Source organism: Eikenella corrodens (assembly GCF_003990355.1).
GTDB lineage: Bacteria > Pseudomonadota > Gammaproteobacteria > Burkholderiales > Neisseriaceae > Eikenella > Eikenella corrodens_B.
This window is the reverse complement of record NZ_CP034670.1, coordinates 72,392-95,896: the sequence shown is the minus strand read 5'-3', so window position 1 is coordinate 95,896 and position 23,505 is coordinate 72,392. Positions and strand designations below refer to the sequence as shown.

The following is a 23,505-nucleotide window of genomic DNA, read 5'->3' as shown; positions in this document are numbered from 1 at the left end:
TGGCCTGATGTGTTTTTCCTGCCCGCGGCTGCGGCGGCAGGCTGATTATTTATTGTTATATTGTTATTTTCATCCCAAATAGTAGAGCGTGCAAGCCCTGCGGAAACAATAGCGCGGCAAGGCAGCCTGCACGGCGTTTTGGCTGCGTTGAAGCTTTGCTTTCAGGTAGCCTTTAATCAGTAAACAAGCCCGGTTGGGGAAGCTGCATCCTTGAAAGAGTTGGCAAAAAAGAATATGCTGCGCCCACAGCATCGATCGAATGCTGTTTATGTTATCGGAAGTGGGCAACCAGCCCGCAATTCTTAGGAGAACCAACGAAATGGCTAAAAATCTGAACGTTTTCGACCGCGAATACGGTCTGCTCATCAATGGCGAGTGGACAAAGCCCGGCAACTTGCTGGAATCGCACAACCCCGCCAACGGCGAACTCTTGGCTAAATTCACCGACGCCACCGACGCCGATGTGGATGCCGCCGTAGCCGCCGCACAGGCCGCGTTTAAAACCTGGCGCAAAACCACCACCACCGAGCGCGCCGCCATTCTGAACAAAATTGCCGATGTGATTGATGAGCATGCCGAACTTTTCGCCCTGCAGGAAACGCTCGATAACGGCAAACCCATCCGCGAAACCCGCGCCGCCGACATTCCTTTGGCCTCCGACCACTTCCGCTATTTCGCCAGCGTGATTCGCGGCGAAGAAGGCAGCGCCAACCAACTGGACGAAGAAGACCTCTCCATCGTATTGCGCGAGCCGATCGGTGTGGTTGGCCAAATCATTCCGTGGAACTTCCCCTTCCTCATGGCCGCTTGGAAAATTGCTCCCGCGCTGGCCGCAGGCTGCACCATCGTGATCCACCCCTCTTCCAGCACCTCACTGAGCCTGCTGTCTTTCGCCCAAAAAGTGAACCACCTGCTGCCCAAAGGCGTGCTCAACGTGATTACCGGCAAAGGCAGCAAATCCGGCGAATACATGCTGCACCACAAAGGCTTCAACAAGCTCGCCTTCACCGGCTCTACCGAAGTGGGCCGCCGCGTGGGCATCGCCGCTGCCGAGCTGCTGATTCCTTCCACACTGGAATTGGGCGGCAAATCTGCCAATATCTTCTTCGACGACATGCCTTTCGACAAAGCCTTGGAAGGCGCGCAAAAAGGCATCTTGTTCAACCAAGGCCAAGTATGCTGCGCCGGTTCGCGCATTTTCGTGCAGGAAGGCATCTACGATAAATTCGTCGCCGCCCTGGCCGAAGAGTTTAAAAAAGTGAAAGTCGGCCTGCCTTGGGAAGACGACACCCAAATGGGCGCACAAGTGAACGCCGGCCAGCTCGAAACCATTCTGAAATATGTGAAAATCGGCGAGCAGGAAGGCTGCCGCATCATCACCGGCGGTAAAAAAGTGGAAGGCGCATTGGGCAAAGGCGAATTTGTCGAGCCCACCCTGATTGCCGCCGACAGCAACCACAGCCGCATCGCCCAAGAAGAAATCTTCGGCCCGGTGGCTACCGTGATTAAGTTCAAAACCGAAGAAGAAGTTATCGCAATGGCCAACCACAGCGACTACGGCCTCGGCGGCGGCGTGTGGACGCGCGACATCAACCGCGCCCTGCGCGTATCCCGCGCCCTGGAAACCGGCCGCGTGTGGGTGAACTGCTACAACCGCCTGCCCGCCGGCGCCCCCTTCGGCGGCTACAAAACTTCCGGCATCGGCCGCGAAACGCACAAAATGATGCTCGCCGCCTACACCCAGGTGAAAAACATCTACATCAGCACTCGCGAAGAGCGCGAAGGCATGTATTGATTTTGCCGTTTGGCGGAAACACCGAAGCTGCCGGGAATACCGGCAGCTTTTTTTGCGCCCGGCAGGCGACTTTGCCTTCGCTGTTTGGTTTTTCAGGTAGCCTCCTGATGGAACAGGCTACCTGAAACCTGCCAATCAGCCTTTTTGACTTCCACCCATGCCCCCGCTATGCTTTTCCCTTTTTTACCGCCTCATTCAGGAGACCGCCATGCCGGATACCAAACAAACCGTCCTCGAAGCCTTCCACCGCCGCTATGCCTGCAAGAAATACGACCCGGCCAAAAAGATCAGCCGTGAAGATTTCGAATTTATTTTGGAAACCGGCCGCCTGTCGCCCAGCTCCTTCGGGCTGGAGCCGTGGTGTTTTCTCGTGATCCAAAACCCCGCGCTGCGTGCCGAGCTCAAACCGCTGGCTTGGGGCGCGGCAGATAAAATCATGGATTGCAGCCACTTTATCGTATTCCTCGCCCGCACCCAAGCCGCGATGCAGCCGGACTACCGGCACAAAATGTGGAGCGGGGTGCACCATATTCCGCCGCATATCGTAGAAATGCGCGAAGGTTTCTTCCAGCAGTTTGCCGAACATAACTTCCGCATCACCGAAAGCCCGCGCACCTTCCACGATTGGGCCAGCAAACAAAGCTATATCGCCCTGGCCAATATGATGACCGCCGCCGCCTTTATCGGCATCGACTCCACCCCGATCGAGGGCTTCCGGCAGGAAGAAGTGAATGCCTTCTTGGCCGAAAAAGGCCTGTTCAACCCCGCCGAATACCGCGTCAGCCTCATGGCCGCCTTCGGCTACCGCAACGAAGAGCCGCGCGCCAAAACCCGCCTGCCGATGGAAGAGATTGTGCAGTGGGTGGAATAAACCTTTGATTATCAAATTTCAGGTAGCCTTCATCCCGCACAAAGGCTACCTGAAAACCTGCCCCAACGCCGTTAAATCAAACCTTCCCTATGTATATCGGACGCTTCGCCCCCAGCCCCACCGGCCTTTTGCACATCGGCTCGCTGCTCACCGCCCTGGCTTCCTATGCCGATGCCCGGGCGCAGGGCGGGCGCTGGCTGGTGCGGATGGAAGACCTCGACCCGCCGCGCGAAATGCCCGGCGCCGCCGCCCATATCCTGCGCACCCTCGAAGCATTCGGCTTCGAATGGGACGGCGAAGTGGCCTATCAAAGCCGCCGCCACCCCCTCTACCGCGCCGCCCTGCAAAGCCTGCAGCAAAGCGGCCTCGCCTACCCCTGCTATTGCAGCCGCAAACAATGGCATGCCCAAGCGCGGCAGGGCGCGGACGGCTTCGTTTACAACGGCGCCTGTGCACAGCTCGCCGCCCCGCCGCCCGCAGCCGCCGGCAGAGTGCCCGCCTGGCGGCTGCGCGTGCCCGATGAAACCATCGTCTTCACCGACGGCATCGTTGGCCATTATGCGCAAAACCTCGCCCGCGACATCGGCGATTTCGTCCTCCTGCGCGCCGACGGCCTGTGGGCCTACCAGCTCGCCGTGGTGGCCGACGACGCCGAACAAGGCATCACCCACATCGTGCGCGGGCAGGATTTGCTCGTTTCCACCCCGCGCCAAATCTGGCTGCAACGCTGCCTCGGCCTCCCCACCCCGCACTACGCCCACCTGCCCCTGCTCACCAATGCCGAAGGGCAGAAATGGTCGAAGCAAACCCTCGCCCCCGCGCTGGATTTGCAACGCAAAGAAGCCCTGCTGCGCCAAGTGATGGGCTACCTGAAACTGCCGCCCGCGCCCGCAGTGGACAAACCGCAAGAACTGCTGGATTGGGCAGTGCAACACTGGCGGCTGCAAACCGTGCCCACCCGGCCGATAGTGGCTGAGGCAGCAACAGATAAGGTGTAGAAATCAGTAGCGTTGTTTACAGTGATTTCCTACAATTAACCCACCCTGAAAAAGCAGCCTGCACCTTTGTTTTCCAAGTGCAGGCTGCTTTTCAAAGCCCCGGCCAATAAGCGCCACCGCATTCGTGCAAGGGCTAATTTTTCATCGGCAAACATTTAACGCCGCCCAACTTAAAGGAACCCTCATGTTGACCAAAACGCTTGCTACCGCGCTGCTTTCCGCCGCCTTTACCGCCCATGTGCAGGCTGCCCCCGCACCGCTGCCCTTCAAAACTATTACATTGGAAGCCAAAACCCACGATCACGGGAACTACCATGAATCCACCGTTGCCTATCCGGTCACGGGCGACCGCCATCTGGACAACTGGGTCAGAAAACAAATGGGCGGCCGACTGCCCACCCGCCGTTCCGTCCAAGCCGCACTGGACCGCAGCGAAAATGTGAAACTGGCCAATCAAAGCAACCGCGAAATTCGGCGTAACGGCGGAGATAGCAATATATGCAGCCTGCGCCTTGTCGACACGCTGGAACTGGGCGGCTACACGCCCCATTACGCCGTATTCGACCGCGAAAATTGGCAATATCTCTGCGGCACGCACGGCAACGGAGTCCAAACGCTGACCGTGCTGAAACGCGGCACACCCAACCCGAAACCGCTGACACTGGACGACATCCTGCTGCCCGGCCAGAAAGCCAAGCTGACACACCTGCTTAAAGAAGCCTATATCAAATATCTGACGGGAACTTTCGAAGACAGCGAACAAGCCGCGCGCGAATATGTGGACAATTTCAACAAAGAAGGCTTTTCCGCCACCGGCAACTGGCGTTTTGACAAAAACGGCCTAACCTTCCTGTATCAAACCTACGAAATCGGCGCATACTTTTTGGGCAGACCCGAATTGACCATTCCCGTGAAAGATTTGCAGGGCATCATCAAACCCGAAATCCTGCGCGAAACCCAATATTACCGCGCAAAACCGTAACGCCGCCCCCGATGTTCAAACGGCAAAAAGCAGCCTGCACTCGAACCATCCAAGTGCAGGCTGCTTTTTTCAATGCAAAATCAACGGCGGATAGCAAGTGTAGCCCGCGTGGTAGGGTGTGTGCGGAACGCACGCACGCGATTTCAGTTTTCAGGCAGCCTTTAAGGAGACAAAGGCTGCCTGAAAGCCACGGTAAAGTAGGTTGGTTTGACAGACCCAACGTTTTTCAGGTAGCCCATCCCCATATCAGGCTACCTGAAAAGCCGTAAGTCGGATTCTTAAACCCGGCGGCCACCCAAAGGCTGCCTGAAAGCGCGGTTTCGGCAAAGTGCAAAAACCCGGCGCATTTTAACTGCGTTGAAGCTTCGCTTTCAGGTAGCCTTTTGCATGGCGGCGGGAAACGGATACAGCCGGCCGAAGCCCGCCGATACGGCCGGTTTGCCGCCCTGATCCGTCCGTTGCCCGGCCGCCCGGTGCGGAGTAAACTGCCGCTTTCTCGCCTGCTGTGCTTCGGCTAAGGAAACACCGTGCTCTACCAAATCATCGCGCTCATTTTATGGAGCAGCGCCTTCATTGCGGCCAAATACGCCTACACCATGACCGATCCGCTCCTGATGCTGCTGTGCCGCCTGTTGCTGGCCGCTATCTTGGTGCTGCCCGCCGCGCTGCGTTTCGGGCGCGGCTTGGAAAAACGGCATTGGCGGCCGCTGCTGTGGCTGTCGTTTTGCAACTATGTGGTGGTGCTCGCGCTGCAGTTCGTGGGGCTGAAATACACTTCCGCCGCCAGCGCTTCCACCATCGTCGGGCTGGAGCCGCTGCTGATGGTGTTTATCGGCCACTTCTTTTTCCGCGACTTTGCCCGCTGGTATCACTGGCTGTGCGGGCTGGCGGCTTTTGCCGGGGTGGCACTCCTGATTGTCGGCGGCGGCGGGGAGGGCGGCATCGGCTTGTTCGGCTGCCTGCTGGTGTTCGGCGGCGGCATCGTGTTTTGTGCCACCATGCGGCCCTCGCAGCGGATGATTGCCCAAATCGGCGCGCCCGCCTTCACCTCGCTTTCCATGGCCGTGGCGCCGCTGTTGTGCCTGCCGGTGAGCCTGGCCTTTGCCGACAGCCTGCACATCAATTGGAACCTGCCCGGCACGCTGGGGCTGCTTTATCTGGGCGTGTGCTGCAGCTGGCTTTCCTACACGCTGTGGAACAAGGGCATGAGCAGCGTGCCGGCCAATTTCTCCGGCATGCTCACCGCCTCCGAGCCGGTGTTCGGCACGCTGCTGGCGGTGCTGGTGTTGGGCGAGCGCGTTTCCGCGCTGTCGTGGCTGGGCATTGCGCTGGTGATTGCCGCCACGGCGGTTGCGGTGGTGGCGCCGAAGCTGTTGGAGAAGCGGCAGGCGGCATAAGGCTGCGTGAAACGCCACGGAGGAGATGATGCCCGCCGCCAGGCAAAAGGCTACCTGAAAAACAGCCCCGGTCTGTTTTCAGGTAGCCTTTTTCCATTACAATACCGCCAAACCGCTTCAAACCCTCCCTAACGCCGTCCCCATGCGCACCCTCGTTTTCTTCCTCTTCCGAACCCTGGCCGCACTGCCGCTTTCCGTGCTGCACTTCATCGCCAACTGCGCAGACGGCCTGCTTTATTGTTTCGCCCACGCCGACCGAGAACGCATCCGCAACCACCTGCACACCGCCGGCCTGCCCAACGATGCCGCCCACGTCCGCGCCGTATTCCGCGAAACCGCCAAAGGCGCGCTCGAGCTGCCGTTGGCCTTTTTCCGCAGCCCCGAGCAGGTGGCCGCACTATTTGTGGAAACCCACGGCTGGGAACACATCCAGGCCGCCCTCGATGCCGGCGAAGGCCTGCTGCTCATCACCCCCCACATCGGCAACTACGACCTTGCCGGCCGCTACATCAGCCACCGCCTGCCGTTCCCGCTCACCGCCATGTATAAGCCGCCGAAAATCAAAATTTTAGACGACATCATGCAGGCCGGCCGCGTGCGCGACAAAGGCCGTACCGCCCCCACCAACCTGCACGGCGTGAAGCAAATTATCCAAGCCCTGCGCCAGGGCGAAGCCACCATCGTTTTGCCCGACCATGTGCCCGACGAACACGGCGACGGCGTATGGGCGCCCTTCTTCGGCCGCCCCGCCTACACCATGACCCTGGCCGGCCGCCTCGCGCAAGTAAAAAACGTGCGCCCCCTGTTTTTCGCCGGCATCAGGCTACCTGAAAACCGCGGCTTCGCCCTGCACGTTGAGCCCGTGGAAGGCAGCTTCAACGGCGACAAAGCCCACGACGCCGAAATCATCAACCGCAACGTGGAAAACTGGGTGCGCCGCTTCCCCGAGCAATACCTGTTTGCCTACAACCGCTACAAACATCCCGCCGGTGCGCCGCTGCCGCCGCAGGAACTAAGCAGTGGTGGCGGGCAAAAGGCTACCTGAAAGCCGCCGCAGGCAAACGCGGCATAAAATATTCCGCCTTCCTGCCGAGTCGGTTTGCCGTGCCGCCCGAGGTAGGGCAATCATTGTTTCAGCTATAAAATATAGTGAATTAACAAAAACCAGTACAGCGTTGCCTCGCCTTGCCGTACTACCTGTACTGTCTGCGGCTCGCCGCCTTGTCCTGATTTTTGTTAATTCACTATACCGCCAACTTGATTTAGGAAAACCGCTATGCAACAGCAGCCAGACGATCAACAAGAATGGGTGAGCAAAACCCGCCGCAAAAAAGAAATGCACGATTTGCAGGATTTGGGCATGCAGCTTGCCCGCCTGTCCGGCGATACCTTGAAGAAAATCGAATTGCCCGAGGAATTGCGTGAAGCCATTGCCATGTATAAGAAAATCCACAGCAATGGCGCGCTCAAGCGGCAAACGCAATACATCGGCCGCCTGATGCGCGATCTCGATCCGGAGCCGATCCGCGAGTTTCTCGACAAACTGCAGGGCAGCCACGCTGCTTACAACGCGTTCTTGCAGCGCGTGGAACAGATGCGCGAAACCCTGTTGGAAAACGACGATGCGCTCACCGCCTTCCTGCGCGATTACCCCGCCGCCGAAGCCGGCCAGTTGCGCACCTTGATCCGCAACACGCGCAAGGAACGCGAGCAGACCAAGCCGCCCAAACACTTCCGCGCGCTCTACCGCTACCTGAAAGAAGCGATGGAGGCGGATAACCCCGCCGCAGACGCGCCGGAGGCGGAAGACGGGCAGGGCGGGGAGCAGGAATAAGCGGTTTGGCCCGAGCTAGCAAGAAAGCAAGAAAAGGCTACCTGAAAAACGGTTTTCCAGTTTTCAGGTAGCCTTTATAGCGGATTAACAAAAATCAGGGCAAGGCGGCGAGCCGCAGACAGTACACACGTTACGGCAAGGCGAGCCAACGCTGTACTGGTTTTTGTTAATTTACTATATTTTGTTTGCCGGTTGGTGTCAGGCTTGGTGCTGATAGCGGATGAAAATCAAAATAGGGCAGGGCGAGCCAATGCCGTATTGAATCCGCTATGCTGCGGCCAGCCGGGCTTGGTTGAACATCGCAGTTCCATCCTTTTGATTTCGCTGTTTGGGATATGCTGAACAGGGGGAGGGCATCCATCCCGATTGTGGCTTAATCTTGCCGTTTCGGCAAACGCGCTATAATGCCGCGTTTTCCAGTTTTACCACCCCGCAGCGGAGCAGCACCATGACCTCATCCAGCCAACGCCCAGCCGATTCTTCCCATGCCGACGGCCAAATGCCGAGGCGGCGCGCGTGGGCGGGCTATACCGACCGCCGTGCCGTGGCCATGCTGTTGCTCGGTTTTGCGGCGGGGATTCCGATTTTGCTGATTTTCTCCAGCCTCTCGCTGTGGCTCACCGAAGCCGGCGTAGACCGCGCCACGGTTACCATGTTCAGCTGGGCGGCATTGGGCTATTCCTTCAAATTCATCTGGGCGCCCTTAATCGATGCGCTGCCGCTGTCGTGGCTCACGCGCCGTTTCGGGCAGCGGCGCGGTTGGCTGCTGCTGGCGCAGGGGCTGATTATCGCCGCGATTTTGGCGATGGCCGCGCTCAACCCGGCCAATGCGGCGGTGTTGCCATGGATGGCGGCAGCGGCGGTATTGCTCGGCTTTTCTTCGGCCACGCAGGACGTGGTGATTGATGCCTACCGCATCGAAAGCGCGCCGGGCGATGCGGCGATGCAGTCGGTGATGTCGGCCACCTATACGGCGGGCTACCGCGTGGGCATGATTGTGGCCGGGGCGGGCGCGTTATGGCTGGCCAGCGGCTTCGGCTCGGAAAAGGGACATTATCTGTATGCCGCCTGGCGCAACACATATTGGCTGATGGCAGCCACCATGGGCACCGGCGTGCTCACCACACTGTGGGTGGCCGAGCCTGCGGTAAAACGTGAACGGCCGGCCGGCTTGGCGCTGGGCGACAATGCGCGGCTGGTGGGCTTGTTTGTGTGTGCGGTGGCGGCTTTTGTGCTGGTGTTCCGCTGGGCTGGCGGGTGGCTACCTGAAAACCAAGGGCCGCTGCTTTCCCTGTTGTGGGAGGGCGCGCGGCTTTCGGCAGCACTGATGGCGGCGGTGCTAACGGGTCGGCTGTTGGTGTTGCTGGGGCTGGTGCGCGGCGAAGTGGTGCGGCAAACCTGGGTGTTGCCGCTGGCCGACTTTTTCCAGCGCTACGGCCGCCATGCCGCGCTGCTGCTGGCCTTAATCGGGCTATACCGCATTTCGGATATTGTGGCCGGGGTGATTGCCAATGTGTTTTATGCCGATATGGGCTTCAGCAAAGACGAGATTGCCGGCGCAGTGAAAACCTTCGGCGTGCTGATGTCGATTGCCGGCGGCTTTTTCGGCGGCCTCTTGGCGCAGCGGTTTGCCGTGATGCGCATGATGATGCTCGGCGCCGTGCTGGCTTCGGCCACCAATTTGCTGTTTATCCTGCTGTTCTGGCAGGGGCATAATCTGCTCTTCCTCTATTTGGCCGTGGCCTTCGACAATCTGGCGGGCGGCTTGGCCAGCGCCGTGTTCGTGGCCTTCCTCTCCTCGCTCACCAGCATCCGGTTTACCGCCGTGCAATACGCCCTGTTCAGCTCGCTGATGACGCTCTTGCCCAAAACGCTGGGCGGCTACTCCGGCAGCATTGTGAACCAAATCGGCTACGACGGCTTCTTCCTCTTCACCGCGCTCTTAGGCCTGCCGGTGCTCGGACTGGTGTGGCTGGTGGGGCACAAACTGCCGCTGCAGGGTAGGTTTTCAGGTAGCCTCAAGCGGGGCAGAAAGGCTACCTGAAAATCGAAATCCCAACGAAACCAATCTTGATTGGCTATAGTGAATTAACAAAAACCAGTACGGCGTTGCCTCGTCTTGCCGTACTGGTTTTTGTTAATCTACTATATTTGTACTGTCTGCGGCTCGTCGCCTTGTCCCGACTTTTGTTAATTCACTATAAAAATATTGATACAAAACAAGCCGTAACCTTCCCATGTAGACACGCCGTCCGCCTTTTGGTGTAGACTGCGCGCCACCCAGCGTTTTTATTCTTAGGAGCAAACTCATTATGCTGAAAAATATTCTTACCGCCGCCGTATTGTCCGCCCTGCTCGGCGCCTGTGCCGCCACCGGCAGCGGCGAAGCCTTCCCCGCCCGTGCCGACCAGCTGTCTGCCCGCACCGAGCAGGCCGCAGCCGCCGTGCGCCAGCGCGAAGCCAAGGAAAACATCATCGCCTACTACGATGCCGACGGTGATGTCGCCGAACGCCCGATGAAAGGCGGCTACTACCGCGTGCTGCTCGGCCGCACCGCCGAAGGCCGCGCCGTGGTGCAGGATTTCTACCAAGACAGCCGCACCAAGCAAATCAACCCCGTGGTTATCGGTAAAGACAGCGAGCTGAAAAACTTCAGTTCCGATGTGATTGAAGGCTTGGTGGTGTGGTACACCCCCGAAGGCCGCCTAACCAGTTTTGCCGAAATCCACAACGGCAAACAGCTGCGCGCAGGTAAGTATGGCGAAAACGGCCAGCTGGCTTTGAGCATTGTGGGCGAACCCGATGTGAAAGACACGCCCTTAGAGATGAGGGGCTTCTACGAAAACGGCAAACCGATGTTCGAGCTCATCGACAACCACACCGACAACGGCCTGGTGCGCACCTACTATTACGCCAACGGCAACAAGTTGATGCAGCTCGTAGGCAAAGAGGGTGCCGCTAAAACCGAATTCTGGAAAGAAGACGGCAGCAGCGCTACGGCAGAGGAGGTGCAACCCCAGCTGCGCGAAGGCCTTCAACGCGTGAATTATTTGATGAGCAAACACCTGCGCTAAGCCGGCGCAAGCTGTACAGGCTGGCGGATTCGTATTTGAAGTGCAACTTTCCATAACGGAAAAAGGCCGGTATGCGGCAGCATACGGCCTTTCCTGCAAGAAAGATTGCCATGGGCTACACACAACCGACCCAAGACGAACGATACCCTGTCCGATACCTGTCACGCCACTGCACCATTACCGAAACCGCCAAACAGCTTAACCGCCACAAAAGCACCATCAGCCGGGAAATCAGGCGGCACTGCATCCAAGGGCGGCAATACAGCGCCGAACAAGCCCAACGGCAAAGAGTTCTACCAACACACCAAAATAGCCAAGGCATTGAAGGCGGAAACTTATTTTTGCCGTCCTTATCATTCTTGGGAGAAAGGGCTGAATGAAAACACCAACGGACTCATCCGACAATATAGTGAATTAACAAAAAACAGTACGGCGTTGGCTCGCCTTGCCGTAACGTGTGTACTGTCTGCGGCTCGCCGCCTTGTCCTGATTTTTGTTAATTCACTGTACTTCCCCAAACAAACCGATTTCCGAAACACTAGTGATCGGGAGATACGGAGGGTTCAAAATGAGTTGAACCACCGGCCGAGAAAAACACTTGGCTATGAAACGCCAAGTGTTTTATTCTTGAATCTGTTCCAACCGCTGGTATCCGAGTGTTGCATTTGAAATCCGAATGCAAGATACGAATCTCTCCCGTAAACACATCGTCAGCACCTTCTTTCTTAAGCCTATTAAATTCTTCTATAGCTTTCTTCAAGTTTTCGGTTGTAATCTCTTTCCCATCCGCACCAAATCCGACACCTGCACCATTAAAAATGTAGGTAGTTTTAATCAACTTATCTCCCGTTTTTTTATTCTTTTCATTACGGTGCAAAATATTAAACGCTGTAGCCAAATGCCCGCCCAAGCTATAGCCGGTCATATATAGCGGTTTGTTAATCAAACCTTTTTCCTGCAAAATCGCAAACCAGTGCTCCATATTGGCAATCTGCCCGAATGCCCAGCCTTTTTCTTTGATTTCCAAAGTATTGGTGGAGCGGCTGTCATGCATATCGTCATCCACAAACTCAGTGCTGCGGAAAGACATCACCAAATCTTGAGCCTTGATACGGGTGCCTTCTATATCTTTCTTCGCCCTAAACAGGCTACCTGAAAATCCGGTTGTAGTATTAGCAATATGTGCCACCATCTCCCAGTTTTTATCAAATTCTTCTGCATCAGCCTCGGTAAACTTACTGTTATGATCATTACCAGACTGTAAGCGCTTCTTGGTTATTAGATTATCAAAGGATAAGTTCCCTATATTTGGGTTATCAACCGTAATTTCCCAGTTAGGTATAGCATTTTTAAGATCATATAAAACTTCTGCTGCCAACTGTAATCTAGCAAACTCTAAAATAGTTGCAGGATTAGTATTAGTATTTTGTTGTTGATTAGTCATTTTGTAGTCTCCGGTTTGAATGATGGTGAAAGTAAAACTCTTTTTACAAATGTACTGGTTCTCTGTTCATAGGAATTTTCATTAGGACGGCATCTTTCCCCTCTACCCCAAGGATTCGGATTTTGTTCAAACTTAGAATATCCTAGTTCGGGCACAAAAACATACATTGTTTTTTCAGCCATCAGTGTGTTAGTTTGGGTATCGATAATCTTGATGGTTGTTCCCGCTATCCAATGTTTTCGGTTTTCCCAAGAAACATCATTCTCATAGGTAACTGCGTAGCGGGCAGGATGTGCTGGATTAGTCTCTTGATTAAACGGTTTGTCTGACATATGCCAATCACCACTATAGCGGATGATAGAACCGTCTTTTTGCAATACATCAACATAATCATAATGGGCACGGGAAAAATATGGCAAAAAGCTGGCAACATACTCCTCTCGCTCGAATTCACTTGCCACCGCCGCATCCTCCCACATCTGGTCTTTCAGCGGGTTGTAGCGGTTACTCTGATACTTCTCGTCATCCCCACGCACTTTCAGCAGCAGGATGCCGTCCACATTGTCTGCGGTGCGGTAGATCTTCTCGCCGGCGTTTTGGCACAGCCGGTCGAAGCGGGCTTTGGCGGGCTCGTAGCGTTTGCGCCATTCGGCTTCTTTCTCGGCAGCTTTCTGCTGATCCCGCTTAAGCTCGTGCACCAGCGGCGAAATGCACGAATAAGGCACGGCTATCGCAATCAACAGGCCTACCCAAAGCCGGTTTTTTCGGGCTGTGAATTTGAACCCGATAGCCATGGCAATGATGGTGACCAAAGCAATACCCAGCAGCCCGCCCCAAACTATCAGCTTGCCTAGGTCGCTTGGTGTGAACATGGGTTTGTCTCCTTGAAGTGTTTGGTGGTATTCAGCGGATTAAATTTATAGGCTGGGTTTCGGCTTTGCTGTGATGTTTTCAGGTAGCCTTTCAGTATGCGGTTTTCTTCTTGAGGCTACCTGAAAAACGTTCCTTTACTCTTTACCAATCCCCACCGCCTGTTTTCAGGTAGCCTCTTGCCACCCTCCCCCGTCAAACAAAAACACCGCTGTGCGCAGCATGAAGGCCATGCTGGCGGCAGCGGTGTTGCCGTGTGGTGCGGCGGTACGGCGTGTTCGCGGGGGAATCCATTTGGGCTCTGGATTGGGTCGTATCGGTATGGTTGATGTGCGGCATGGTAGCCTGCGGGACGGCGGCCGGCAAGCCGATGTTCTGTATGGGTGGGTGTGCGGAGCATACGTACTCAGTTTTTATCTTTGTTGAAGCTGCGTTTGGGCTGCGCAGAAACTTAGGGCGTTTGTTTTAGCGGAGCTCGCTGTGCTCGTTTTTACTACGCAGAAACTCGCTTGCGTCCATTTTAACTCCGTTGAAGCTTACGCTTTCAGGTAGCCTTTTGGGGGCATGGCAAACCGGCCGGGCTTTCGCTACGGCCCGGGTTCGTCCTGCCGTGCTTCTGTGCTGTCTGCGGCTCGCTGCTTTGTATCGGAAGCCCATTCGGCCTGCTATGTGTTTATTTGCTTTGTTCTATTTTGGCGTTGAGCATATCGAGCATGCTGCGCAGGTTGGCTTTGCCTTCTTCGTGGCTCACGATGGGTTCGCCGCCTTTGCGGCCGAGGATTTTGAGGTCGGCTTGGGGCATTTCGCCGATAAAGCGGCTGGGCTCGGGGAATTGCCAGCCGCCTTGGCGGCGGCGTTTGACGCAGTGGGTGAGGGTGAGGCTGTGTTTGGCGCGGGTGATGCCGACGTACATGAGGCGGCGTTCTTCGTCGAGGTTGCCTTCTTCTACGCTGTCGGCGTGGGGGAAGAGGCCTTCTTCGCAGCCGGCGAGGATAACGTGGGGGTATTCGAGGCCTTTGGAGGCGTGTAGGGTGGAGAGGGTGACGGTGTCGGTTTCTTCTTTGCTGCGGCTGTCGAGCAGGTTCATCAGGGCGATGGTTTGGGAGAGTTCGATCAGGGTTTTGCCGTCTTGTTCGCCTTTTCTGGCCAGCCAGGCGCATAAATCTTGCACGTTGCGCCATTTGATTTCGCCGCTTTTGCCTTCTTCGTGTTCGAGCAGGTAGGTTTCGTAGCGGATGTCGGCCAGGAGCTCTTGGATGAGGCTGCCGGCGGGCTCGCTTTGGGCGCGGCTTTGGTAGCTTTGCATGAGGGCGGTGAATTGGCGCAGGGCTTCGCGGCCGGCGGCGGGAAGTTGGGCTAGGGCTTCGGCGGTGTTGGCGGCGGCGTAGAGGCTGCAGGAGGCGGCTGAAGCGTAGCGGTTGAGGCTGCTGAGGGTGGCGTCGCCGATGCCGCGTTTGGGGGTGGTGGCGGCGCGCAGGAAGGCGGGGTCGTCGTCGGGGTTGGCGAGCAGGCGCAGGTAGGCGAGGATGTCTTTGATTTCGGCTTTTTCAAAGAAGCTTTGGCCGCCGGAAACGCGGTAGGGGATGTGGGCGCTGCGCAGGGCTTCTTCAAACAGGCGGGCTTGGTGGTTGCTGCGGTAGAGGATGGCGAAGTCGGCGTAGTTGAGGCTGTCGCCGCTTTGGTTGCGCCGGCGGATGATGCTGCCGGCGGCGTATTCGGCTTCGTGTTGTTCGTTTTGGCAGGCGATGATGCGCACGGGCTCGCCTTCGCCGTATTGGCTCCAGAGGGTTTTGGGGAAGAGTTTGGGGTTGTTGGCGATAACTTGGTTGGCCACGCGCAGGATGCGGGCGGAGGAGCGGTAGTTTTGCTCGAGCTTGATGATTTTGAGGGCGGGGTAGTCTTGCTGGAGCAGGCGGAGATTTTCCATGTTGGCGCCGCGCCAGGCGTAGATGCTTTGGTCGTCGTCGCCCACCGCGGTGAAGCGGCCTTCGGCACCGGTGAGCAGCTTCATGAGGGTGTATTGGCAGGTGTTGGTGTCTTGGCATTCGTCCACCAGGAGGTGCAGCAGGCGCATCTGCCATTTGATTCGGATGCCGGCTTCGTTTTGCAGCAGGCGGGTGGGCAGGAGGATGAGGTCGTCGAAATCGACGGCTTGGTAGCTGTGCAGGGTTTCCTGATAGCCGGCATAGAGCCGGGCGGTTTGGCGTTCCCATTCGTTGGAGGCTACCTGAAAGGCTTGCTCGGGGGTGAGCAGGTCGTTTTTCCACAGGGAGATTTTGTGCTGGGCGCGGAAGACGGCGTCGCGGCCGCTGCTGCCGAGCAGCTCGGCGATGATTTTGCCGCTGTCGGAGCCGTCGAACACGGAGAAGTTTTTTTTGTAGCCGATGTGTTGGGCTTCTTCGCGCAAGAGGCGCATGCCCAGCGAGTGGAAGGTGCAGACGGTAAGCCCGCGGGTTTGGTGGCTGCCGAGCATGGCGGCGGTGCGCTCCTGCATTTCGGCGGCGGCTTTGTTGGTGAAGGTGATGGCGGCGATGTTGTGCGGGGCGTAGCCCACTTCGCGGATGAGGTGGGCGATTTTTTCGGTAATGACGCGGGTTTTGCCGCTGCCGGCGCCGGCCAGCACAAACAAGGGGCCGCCAAGATAATGCACGGCTTCGAGCTGCTGGGGGTTGAGTTGGAAGGGTGATGTGGACATGGGGAGGTGGATAAGGCTGCTTGGGTTTTGGCGAAACTCGCTGCGCTCGTTTTCAGGTAGCCTTTGGGTGGTTTGGGTAAGGGATACAGGCTACCTGAAAACGGTTTGCCTGATTTTCAGGTAGCCTCTTTTTTCTGTTTGGCGGCGGCTTTGCGGCGGCGGTTTTCTTTCGGGTCAATGAGCAGGGCGCGGTACACTTCCACGCGGTCGCCTGCGCGCAGCGGGGTGCTGTCTTTCACTTTTTTGCCGAAGATGCCGATGGGCGCGGCGGCAAAATCCACGTGCGGAAATTCGGTTGGCAAGGCGGATTGCAGCACGGCCTGCCGCGCGGTGGTGCCGCTGGCTACCTGAAAAGCCAGCAGGCGTTGTTTCCCCGGCTCGGTATAGGCCACTTCGATATGGAGCGGGGTATCGCTAGGCATAGCGGCGGCCTGCCTCTTTCACGAAAGCGTCCACCAGCGTGCCGCTGATGTGGCTGAACACGGGGCTGATGAGCGCGGAAAGCATACGGCTGGAAAATTCGTAGTGCAGCTCGAATTCCACTTTGCAGGCATCGTCGCCCAAGGGCAGGAAGTGCCAAGTTCCGTTCAGGCTTTTAAACGGGCCTTCCAGCAACACCATACGGATTTCGCGGCCGGGGATGTTGCGGTTGTGCGTGGCAAACGATTGGCGCACGCCCATATAGTCCATAAACAGCCGTGCTTTCAATTCGTTGCCGCTGCGCTCGATGATTTCGGTGCGGCTATACCACGGCAGAAACTGCGGATAATCCTCCGCTTTGTCCACCAGCTCGAACATCTGCTCGGCAGAATGCGGCACGAGCAGGGATTTCTTCACGGTTTTGAGCGACATACAAACGGCCTTGGCAATACAAAGTGCGCATTATATAGCGAAACGCTAAACCTCCCCACCGCCAAGCACGCATATGGCGCTTAAAAACACAGATTATCAATCATAAACAATAGATTAATTCGAATCCACTATTCTTGGCTCGAAACTTGCTTGAAGTTTATTCGATACCGTTCGGCAGCTGCCGAGCCGCTTCCCCAACCCCATTCCCCCGCACGCAAAAACCCATGAAAAATTCCGCAGAACGTTTAGCCTGGATACAGCTTGCGCTGATGCCGTATATCGGCGCGGAAACGTTTTACGAATTGTGCCGCCACTACGGTTCGGCAGCCGCCGTGTGGGCTGCCGAGCAGGAAGTGGGCGCCATTCTGCCCAGCCGTCCGGCGCAGGAAGCCTGGCGCAGCCGCCGCCACGAGGCCGAAGCCGCTGCTGAAGCTGCGTTGGCATGGGAGCAGCAGGCAAACTGCCGTTTATTGTTGGCTTGCGATGCAGATTTTCCACCGCAATTGGGTGAAGGCATCACCGCCCCGCCCTTATTGTTTGCCCGCGGTAACACTGAATGGCTACACCGGCCTTCGGTGGCCATCGTGGGCAGCCGCCATGCCACACCGCAAGCGATGCGGATTGCCGGCGAATTTGGCGAAGCGCTGGCCGCAGCCGGCATCGTAACCGTATCCGGCATGGCTGCCGGCATCGACAGCGCCGCCCACGAAGGCGCATTGCGCAAGCAGGGCGGTACGGTGGCGGTGTGGGGCACGGGCATCGACCGCGTATATCCCGTAGCCAACAAAGCTTTGGCGCACCGCATTGCCGAAGAAGGCTGCGTGCTCTCCGAATTCCCCTTGGGCACGCGCCCGCTGGCCGGCAACTTCCCGCGCCGCAACCGCCTGATTGCCGCCCTCTCCTCTGCCGTGCTGGTGGTGGAGGCCGCTTTAGAATCCGGTTCACTGATTACTGCACGGCTGGCGGCAGACATGGGGCGCGAAGTGTTTGCCGTGCCCGGCTCCATCGACAACCCGCACAGCAAAGGCTGCCACGCGCTGATTAAGCAGGGTGCGAAGCTCACTGAAACGCTGGCCGATATTTTGGAAGAATGCCCGCAGCTGCCGCAAACCGTATCGCCTAACCGCCAAACGGCAGTCCAAGCCAAAAGGCTACCTGAAAGTGAGCGCAGCGAGTTTCTACAAAACCAAAACGCAGATGGTGAACATCGCCAAGCCGAATTGCTCCCAAACGAGCAGCCAGCCTTGGCCGATACCGCGCCGGAGCCATCCGAAACGGAAACCTCGCCGCTGCTGCAAGCCATGGGTTACGACCCGGTACACCCCGACAGTCTGGCCGAAATGCTCAAACTGCCCGCCGCCGATGTGTATGCCGAACTGACTTTATTAGAAATCAACGGCCAAATTGCCCCGCTCTCCGGCGGCCGCTACCAACGGATTGCTCCAAATAGGAATACCAAATGATTGATGTAATTGCCTTTCTGATAAACAACTTCCAAGACTTCGACACTTGCCCGCACAGTGAGGCCTTGGGCAGCCTCTTGGAGCAGGTGGGTTTCCAGGATGAGGAAATTCGTGATACGCTATTATTTATGAACGTGCTCCAAGAACGCAGCCGCTCGCTGCACCGCAATTTCCGCGAGGAGCAGGCAATGCGCGTGTATCTGCCCGAAGAGCTGGCCGCTTTGCCGCCCGAGGCTTTGGGTTTATTGCACTTTTTGGTGCAAAACAGCGCGCTTTCTGTGGAGCAGCGGGAATTTGTGCTGCTGGCGCTGATGCACCTGGCAGACAAGGCAGACGAACCGCTCACCGATGCGCATGTAAAAGTACTGTCGCTCTTGGTGTTGTGGGCAGACAAATCCGAGCTGCCGATGCTCATCAGCGATGATTTGGTTAATGCCCTACTGCACGGCCAGGCGGTGATGAATTGAGAAAGGCCGCTGCTCTTTAGTATAAAAAGGCTACCTGAAAAACTAAGGTTTTCAGGTAGCCTTTGATTGAATACGCCGCGCTTGCGCCAAGATGGATTAAAGGCTACCTGAAAGCTTGCTTTTATCAGCTAAAGCACTATATTTCTTTAGCTACAGCGTGGCCAAAAACAAAAGTATTATGCGAGGAAACTATGTCGAAAAACCTGTTGATTGTGGAATCTCCCAACAAAATCAAATCGATTAAAAAATACCTGGGCAGCGATTTTGAAGTATTGGCCTCCTTCGGCCACGTGCGCGATTTGGTGCCGAAAAACGGCGCCGTCGATCCCGAGCACGATTTCGCCATGAAATACGAAGTGCCGGCCAAGAGTAAAAAACACATCGACGCCATCGTGGCGGCCGCCAAAGAAGCCGACACCCTCTATCTGGCCACCGACCCGGACCGCGAAGGCGAAGCCATTTCCTGGCATATCTACGAAATCCTCAAATCCAAACGCGGCATCAAAAATCTGGACGAGCGCACCCTGCGCGTGGTGTTCCACGAAGTTACCAAAAAAGGCGTGCAGGAAGCCCTCAAGCAGCCGCGCAAGCTCGATATGGGCTTGGTGGACGCGCAACAGGCGCGCCGCGCCTTGGATTACCTGGTCGGCTTCAACCTCTCCCCGCTGCTGTGGAAAAAAATCCGGCGCGGCTTGAGCGCCGGTCGCGTGCAAAGCCCTGCCCTGCGCCTGATTTGCGAGCGCGAAAACGAAATCCGCGCCTTTGAAACGCAAGAATACTGGAGCGTGCATCTCGACAGCCACAAAGGCCGCCAAAAATTTGCCGCGAAGCTCACCCAATGGCAGGGCGGCAAACTGGAGCAGTTCTCACTACCCAATGAAGCCGCCCAGGCCGCCGTGTTGGCCGCCATGCAGGGCAAATCCGCGCAAGTGCTCGATGTGGTGAAGAAAAAAGCCACCCGCAAGCCCGCCGCGCCCTACACCACCTCCACCATGCAGCAAGATGCCGTGCGCAAGCTCGGCTTCACCACCGACCGCACCATGCGCACCGCCCAGCAGCTGTTTGAAGGCGTGGATGTCGGACAAGGCTCGGTCGGCCTGATTACTTATATGCGTACCGACAGCGTAACCCTGTCGCAAGACGCGATAGCCGAAATCCGCCACTACATCGACAACAAAATCGGCGCCGATTTCCTGCCCAAATCGCCGCGCATGTACCGCACCAAATCCAAAAACGCCCAAGAGGCGCACGAAGCCATCCGCCCCACTTCGGTATACCGCACGCCCGAAAGCGTGAAGCCCTTCCTTTCCGCCGACCAATTCAAGCTCTACCAAATGATTTGGCAGCGCACCATGGCCTGCCAGATGGTGGAAGCCAAATTCGACGCCACCACCGTGGACATCGGCGTGGGCGAAGGCGTGTTCCGCGCCACCGGCCAAGTGCTCGTATTTGCCGGCTTCCTGAGCGTGTATCAGGAAGGGCACGATGACGACGACGAGGATGAAGACAACAAAAAACTGCCCGAATTGGCCGTGGGCGACGCCCTGCCTGTAGACAAACTCTACGGCGAGCAGCACTTCACCCAGCCGCCGCCCCGCTTCAACGAGGCCACGCTGGTGAAAGCCTTGGAGGAGTTCGGCATCGGCCGCCCCTCCACCTACGCCAGCATCATCAAAACCCTGAAAGACCGTGAATACGTAACCATCGACCAGCGCCGCTTCCTGCCCACCGACACCGGCGAAATCGTGAACAAATTCCTCACCGAACACTTCACCCAATACGTGGACTACGATTTCACCGCCAAGCTCGAAGACCAGCTCGACGACATTGCCAGCGGCAAGCGGCAGTGGATTCCCGTGATGGACAAATTCTGGAAAGGCTTCCACAAACAGATTGAGGAAAAAGCCGGCATCGAGCGCGCCAAAATCACCACCGAAGAGCTGGACGAAACCTGCCCCAAATGCGGCCAGCACAAGCTGCAAATCAAATTCGGCAAACGCGGCCGCTTCATCGCCTGCTCCGGCTACCCCGACTGCGACTACACCCGCAACCTCAACGAAACCGCCGAAGAAGCCGCCAAGGCCGCCGAAGAGCCCACCATCGTAGAAGGGCGCGAATGCCCCAAATGCGGCGGCCAGCTCGTGTATAAAAAAGGCCGTTTCGGCAAATTCATCGGCTGCGCCAACTACCCCAAGTGCAAACACATCGAACCCTTGGAGAAACCCAAAGACACCGGCGTGGCCTGCCCCAAATGCGGCAAAGGCAGCCTGATCGAGCGCAAATCGCGCTACGGCAAGCTGTTCTACAGCTGCAACACCTACCCCGATTGCGACTACGCCACCTGGAACCCGCCCGTGGCCGAAGAGTGCCCGAAATGCCATTGGCCGGTGCTCACCATTAAAACCACCAAGCGCTGGGGCGTAGAAAAAGTCTGCCCACAGAAAGAATGCGGCTGGAAAGAGCAAATCGAACCGCCCGCTCCGAAAGGCTGATGTGTGCCGGCCGGGAAAACAAAGGCTACCTGAAATTTCAGGTAGCCTTTTTTGCCGATTGGGGCTTATTTAATCTGAGTATACAACTGGATAACCGGCGCTTTTTCGCAAGCTTCCACCAAAACGGGCACGATACGGGTGAAGTGGGCGGAGGCGGAATGCGTGTCCAGCACAGCCTGGTTTTGCCACAGCTCGATAAAGCTGACTTGGTTGGGCTGCTGGGTGTTTTGATAGAGGTGGTAAGACAGGCAGCCGTTTTCCTTACGGGTTTCGGCAATCAGCTCATCACAATGTTGCAGAAACTGATCCAGCTCGGCCGGTTTGACTTCGAATTGGGCAACTACGGTAATCATCATGACTCCTTGGTATTGGTGGATAGGCGGTTGGCAGCATTTGATTGAGGCTACCTGAAAAAGAGTGTAACAGAATTTATGGTTGAAGTACGCCCCATGCCGCGCCGTGCTGTTTTCAGGTAGCCTGGAAGGGGGAGGGACTGGCTGAAAAACGTTGTTGGGCTGATCAACCCGGCCTATTTGTTGCACAGGAACACGTGGCAAGCGGCTGGTAGGAAACTTACCGGTGTGGTGCTTGTACGGCTTTTGAGCCAGCCCAAACAAACACGGCGCGTTGGGAGGAATGCGGCGGCTTTTATCGGCGCACTCTTTAATAATATACAGGCTGCTTTCCAAGCCGTTTTGGGGCTTTGGAAAGCAGCCTGTAGTTTTTTTAGACGGCCTTGGGGTGCCGGATTTGAAAACCCGGCCTATGGCTGAGGCCGGGGCGGGTGACGGCTTGGGTTTGCAGTTGAATAGGGCGGTAAGGCCGACCCGGGTTTTGCGGGTTCTGCGGAGGGAATTTTCAGGTAGCCTTTTCGGTTTGGCGGATTATTTGTTTACTGGTTTGTCTGCCGGTGCGGCAATGGCTTTTTCCGGAGTGTTGCCGGCCGGGGGGAGGGTGGCGTTGCCGGCGTTGCGGTCCATGCGGATATCGCCGGTGTAAACGGCGCCGTCTTCCACTTGCAGGGATTGGGTGCGGATATTGCCGGTTACGCGGGCGTTGGGTTTGAGGTGGAGTTTTTTCACTTCGATCAAGCCTTCGGTTTTGCCGAATACGATCAGATCGCTGCCGCGGATGTCGCCGTTCACCGCACCTTTGTCGCCGATGATGACGGTGCCGCCGGCTTGTACGTTGCCTTGGATTTGGCCGTCGATTTTCACCGATTGCTGGCTGAGGATGTCGCCCTGAATCCGGCATTGTGCGCCGATGATGGTGTCGATGGCGCCGGGGGCGGCGGCGGGCTGGGAACGGTCTTTTTTGTCTTTAAACATGATATTTCTCCGGAAGCTTGATGGGAAGGATGCCGCGCTTTATTTGGCGAGGCTGAGGAAGGTGGCGGGGTCGTGCGGCTCGTTGTTGAGGCGTACTTCATAGTGCAGGTGCGGGCCGGTGGAGCGGCCGGTAGAGCCGATTTTGCCGACGAGGTCGCCCGCTTTAACCGTTTGGCCGGGCTGCACGTCGATGTGCGACAAATGGCCGTATACGGTACTGTAGCCGTAGCCGTGGCGCACTTTCACCACTTGGCCGTAGCCGTTCATGGTGCCGGCAAATTCTACGGTGCCGTTGGCGGTAACGTACGCGGGGTCGCCTACGTTGCCGCGAAAATCCAGGCCGTGGTGGAACTCGCTGCCTTTGCCGCCAAACGGGTTGTGCCTGGGGCCGAAGCCGGAGGAGAGCCCGCCTTGGGCAGGGCGGCCGAGCGGTACGGTACGGGCGGCTTTGAGCAGGTTTTCAATGGTTTGGCTGAATTCGGGCGTGTCGGCGGGGGGCAGGATGCTGCGCGGGCCGCCGGCTTGGCTGATGGGTTTGCCGGGCTCGGAGGCGGCAGGTTTGGGAACGGGAACGTTTGCGCCGCGCTGGCGCAGGTAGTTTTGCAGGTCGGCCACGGCTTTTTCGGATTGGGCGAGCTGGTTGAGCTTGGCGTTTACTTCGGCGGAGCGGGCTTCTTTCAAGTCTTCGATTTGCTGATTGAGCGCTTGGGTTTGCTGTTGTTGTTGCGCAAATTGGCTGTAGCTTCGGTAGTGGTGCCAACCCAAAGCCAACAGCGCGGCCAATAGCACCGCCGTGGCCAGGGAAAGGCCGATGATGGTGGGTTTGATGGCGCGCAGCCGAGATTCGGCGATAACGAAGGTTTCGGTGCGGTGCTCGTCCAGCACCATCACCGTAACGGTTTTCTTTTGCTTATCCATTGATTTGATTGGAAAATGATTGATT

The 23,505-nt window shown here is 57.1% G+C and carries 21 protein-coding genes and 3 pseudogenes; 16 read left to right on the top strand and 8 right to left on the bottom strand.

The features are described 5' to 3' along the window. The first annotated feature begins 319 nt into the window (after window positions 1-319). The 8 genes from ELB75_RS00575 (at window position 320) to yjgA (ending at window position 7,877) form a co-directional block, all read left to right on the top strand. Window positions 320-1,795, top strand: coding sequence for an aldehyde dehydrogenase family protein (locus ELB75_RS00575; protein ID WP_126982236.1), 1,476 nt, complete (start codon window positions 320-322; stop codon window positions 1,793-1,795). A 208-nt stretch (window positions 1,796-2,003) separates the two neighbouring features. After that, complete coding sequence (locus tag ELB75_RS00570; RefSeq protein ID WP_126982235.1) at window positions 2,004-2,666, top strand: NAD(P)H-dependent oxidoreductase; 663 nt, start codon at window positions 2,004-2,006, stop codon at window positions 2,664-2,666. Window positions 2,667-2,755: 89 nt separating this feature from the next. Beyond that, window positions 2,756-3,664, top strand: a complete 909-nt coding sequence (gene gluQRS / locus ELB75_RS00565) for a tRNA glutamyl-Q(34) synthetase GluQRS (RefSeq protein ID WP_126982234.1) — start codon at window positions 2,756-2,758, stop codon at window positions 3,662-3,664. A gap of 184 nt (window positions 3,665-3,848) precedes the next feature. Continuing rightward, window positions 3,849-4,646 carry an RsiV family protein gene (locus tag ELB75_RS00560; RefSeq protein ID WP_126982233.1) on the top strand — a complete coding sequence of 266 codons (798 nt, stop codon included), beginning with the start codon at window positions 3,849-3,851 and terminating at the stop codon, window positions 4,644-4,646. 527 nt (window positions 4,647-5,173) lie between these two features. Beyond that, window positions 5,174-6,043 (top strand): DMT family transporter, encoded by an 870-nt coding sequence (locus tag ELB75_RS00555; protein ID WP_126982232.1) that lies wholly within the window; start codon window positions 5,174-5,176, stop codon window positions 6,041-6,043. Between the two features lie 6 nt (window positions 6,044-6,049). Then, window positions 6,050-6,175 carry a hypothetical protein gene (locus tag ELB75_RS12970; RefSeq protein WP_277600822.1) on the top strand — a complete coding sequence of 42 codons (126 nt, stop codon included), beginning with the start codon at window positions 6,050-6,052 and terminating at the stop codon, window positions 6,173-6,175. Between the two features lie 10 nt (window positions 6,176-6,185). After that, a complete protein-coding gene (locus ELB75_RS00550) occupies window positions 6,186-7,088 on the top strand; it encodes a lysophospholipid acyltransferase family protein (protein WP_126982231.1) in 903 nt (300 codons plus the stop codon). Between the two features lie 231 nt (window positions 7,089-7,319). Then, window positions 7,320-7,877 carry a ribosome biogenesis factor YjgA gene (gene yjgA, locus ELB75_RS00545; protein ID WP_126982230.1) on the top strand — a complete coding sequence of 186 codons (558 nt, stop codon included), beginning with the start codon at window positions 7,320-7,322 and terminating at the stop codon, window positions 7,875-7,877. Window positions 7,878-8,043: 166 nt separating this feature from the next. On the opposite strand, the gene ELB75_RS00540 is transcribed toward yjgA, so the two are convergent. Beyond that, entirely contained in the window at window positions 8,044-8,238 is a 195-nt protein-coding gene (locus ELB75_RS00540; protein WP_126982229.1) for a hypothetical protein, read from the bottom strand. A 138-nt stretch (window positions 8,239-8,376) separates the two neighbouring features. Here ELB75_RS00540 and ELB75_RS00535 point away from each other — a divergent pair, with 138 nt between their 5' ends. The 5 genes and pseudogenes from ELB75_RS00535 to ELB75_RS00515 form a co-directional block, all read left to right on the top strand. Next, on the top strand, window positions 8,377-9,921 hold the full coding sequence (locus tag ELB75_RS00535) for an AmpG family muropeptide MFS transporter (RefSeq protein ID WP_126984160.1): 1,545 nt from the start codon (window positions 8,377-8,379) through the stop codon (window positions 9,919-9,921). Between the two features lie 268 nt (window positions 9,922-10,189). After that, window positions 10,190-10,951, top strand: a complete 762-nt coding sequence (locus ELB75_RS00525) for a toxin-antitoxin system YwqK family antitoxin (RefSeq protein ID WP_126982228.1) — start codon at window positions 10,190-10,192, stop codon at window positions 10,949-10,951. Window positions 10,952-11,022: 71 nt separating this feature from the next. After that, window positions 11,023-11,154, top strand: a pseudogene (locus ELB75_RS13155) (hypothetical protein); the annotation flags it as partial. 76 nt (window positions 11,155-11,230) lie between these two features. Next, window positions 11,231-11,356, top strand: a pseudogene (locus tag ELB75_RS12775) (IS30 family transposase); the annotation flags it as partial. Between the two features lie 102 nt (window positions 11,357-11,458). Continuing rightward, window positions 11,459-11,620, top strand: a pseudogene (locus ELB75_RS00515) (IS30 family transposase); the annotation flags it as partial. A gap of 771 nt (window positions 11,621-12,391) precedes the next feature. Here ELB75_RS00515 and ELB75_RS12580 read toward each other — a convergent pair. The 4 genes from ELB75_RS12580 to ELB75_RS00495 all read right to left on the bottom strand — a co-directional run bounded on the left by ELB75_RS12580 (window position 12,392) and on the right by ELB75_RS00495 (window position 16,812). Continuing rightward, window positions 12,392-13,267 carry a hypothetical protein gene (locus ELB75_RS12580; RefSeq protein WP_206501470.1) on the bottom strand — a complete coding sequence of 292 codons (876 nt, stop codon included), beginning with the start codon at window positions 13,265-13,267 and terminating at the stop codon, window positions 12,392-12,394. A 671-nt stretch (window positions 13,268-13,938) separates the two neighbouring features. After that, window positions 13,939-15,960, bottom strand: a complete 2,022-nt coding sequence (locus tag ELB75_RS00505) for a UvrD-helicase domain-containing protein (RefSeq protein WP_126982227.1) — start codon at window positions 15,958-15,960, stop codon at window positions 13,939-13,941. A gap of 116 nt (window positions 15,961-16,076) precedes the next feature. Next, window positions 16,077-16,382 (bottom strand): RnfH family protein, encoded by a 306-nt coding sequence (locus ELB75_RS00500; RefSeq protein WP_126982226.1) that lies wholly within the window; start codon window positions 16,380-16,382, stop codon window positions 16,077-16,079. After that, window positions 16,375-16,812 carry a type II toxin-antitoxin system RatA family toxin gene (locus ELB75_RS00495; protein WP_064090673.1) on the bottom strand — a complete coding sequence of 146 codons (438 nt, stop codon included), beginning with the start codon at window positions 16,810-16,812 and terminating at the stop codon, window positions 16,375-16,377. Before ELB75_RS00495 ends, ELB75_RS00500 begins: the two co-directional genes overlap by 8 nt. A 224-nt stretch (window positions 16,813-17,036) precedes the next feature. Between ELB75_RS00495 and dprA the strand changes: the two genes are divergently transcribed. The 3 genes from dprA to topA all read left to right on the top strand — a co-directional run bounded on the left by dprA (window position 17,037) and on the right by topA (window position 21,234). Then, complete coding sequence (dprA, locus tag ELB75_RS00490) at window positions 17,037-18,275, top strand: DNA-processing protein DprA (RefSeq protein ID WP_126982225.1); 1,239 nt, start codon at window positions 17,037-17,039, stop codon at window positions 18,273-18,275. Next, complete coding sequence (locus tag ELB75_RS00485) at window positions 18,272-18,742, top strand: Smg family protein (RefSeq protein WP_126982224.1); 471 nt, start codon at window positions 18,272-18,274, stop codon at window positions 18,740-18,742. Before dprA ends, ELB75_RS00485 begins: the two co-directional genes overlap by 4 nt. Window positions 18,743-18,933: 191 nt before the next feature. Further along, on the top strand, window positions 18,934-21,234 hold the full coding sequence (gene topA / locus ELB75_RS00480; RefSeq protein ID WP_126982223.1) for a type I DNA topoisomerase: 2,301 nt from the start codon (window positions 18,934-18,936) through the stop codon (window positions 21,232-21,234). Between the two features lie 65 nt (window positions 21,235-21,299). On the opposite strand, the gene ELB75_RS00475 is transcribed toward topA, so the two are convergent. From ELB75_RS00475 to ELB75_RS00465, 3 genes are all read right to left on the bottom strand, one after another. Beyond that, on the bottom strand, window positions 21,300-21,590 hold the full coding sequence (locus ELB75_RS00475) for a putative quinol monooxygenase (protein WP_206501469.1): 291 nt from the start codon (window positions 21,588-21,590) through the stop codon (window positions 21,300-21,302). A 528-nt stretch (window positions 21,591-22,118) separates the two neighbouring features. Then, window positions 22,119-22,562 (bottom strand): bactofilin family protein, encoded by a 444-nt coding sequence (locus tag ELB75_RS00470; RefSeq protein WP_126982222.1) that lies wholly within the window; start codon window positions 22,560-22,562, stop codon window positions 22,119-22,121. A 39-nt stretch (window positions 22,563-22,601) separates the two neighbouring features. Further along, window positions 22,602-23,480: a M23 family metallopeptidase gene (locus ELB75_RS00465; RefSeq protein ID WP_126982221.1), complete on the bottom strand. Its 879-nt coding sequence runs from the start codon at window positions 23,478-23,480 to the stop codon at window positions 22,602-22,604. Window positions 23,481-23,505: the final 25 nt, after the last annotated feature.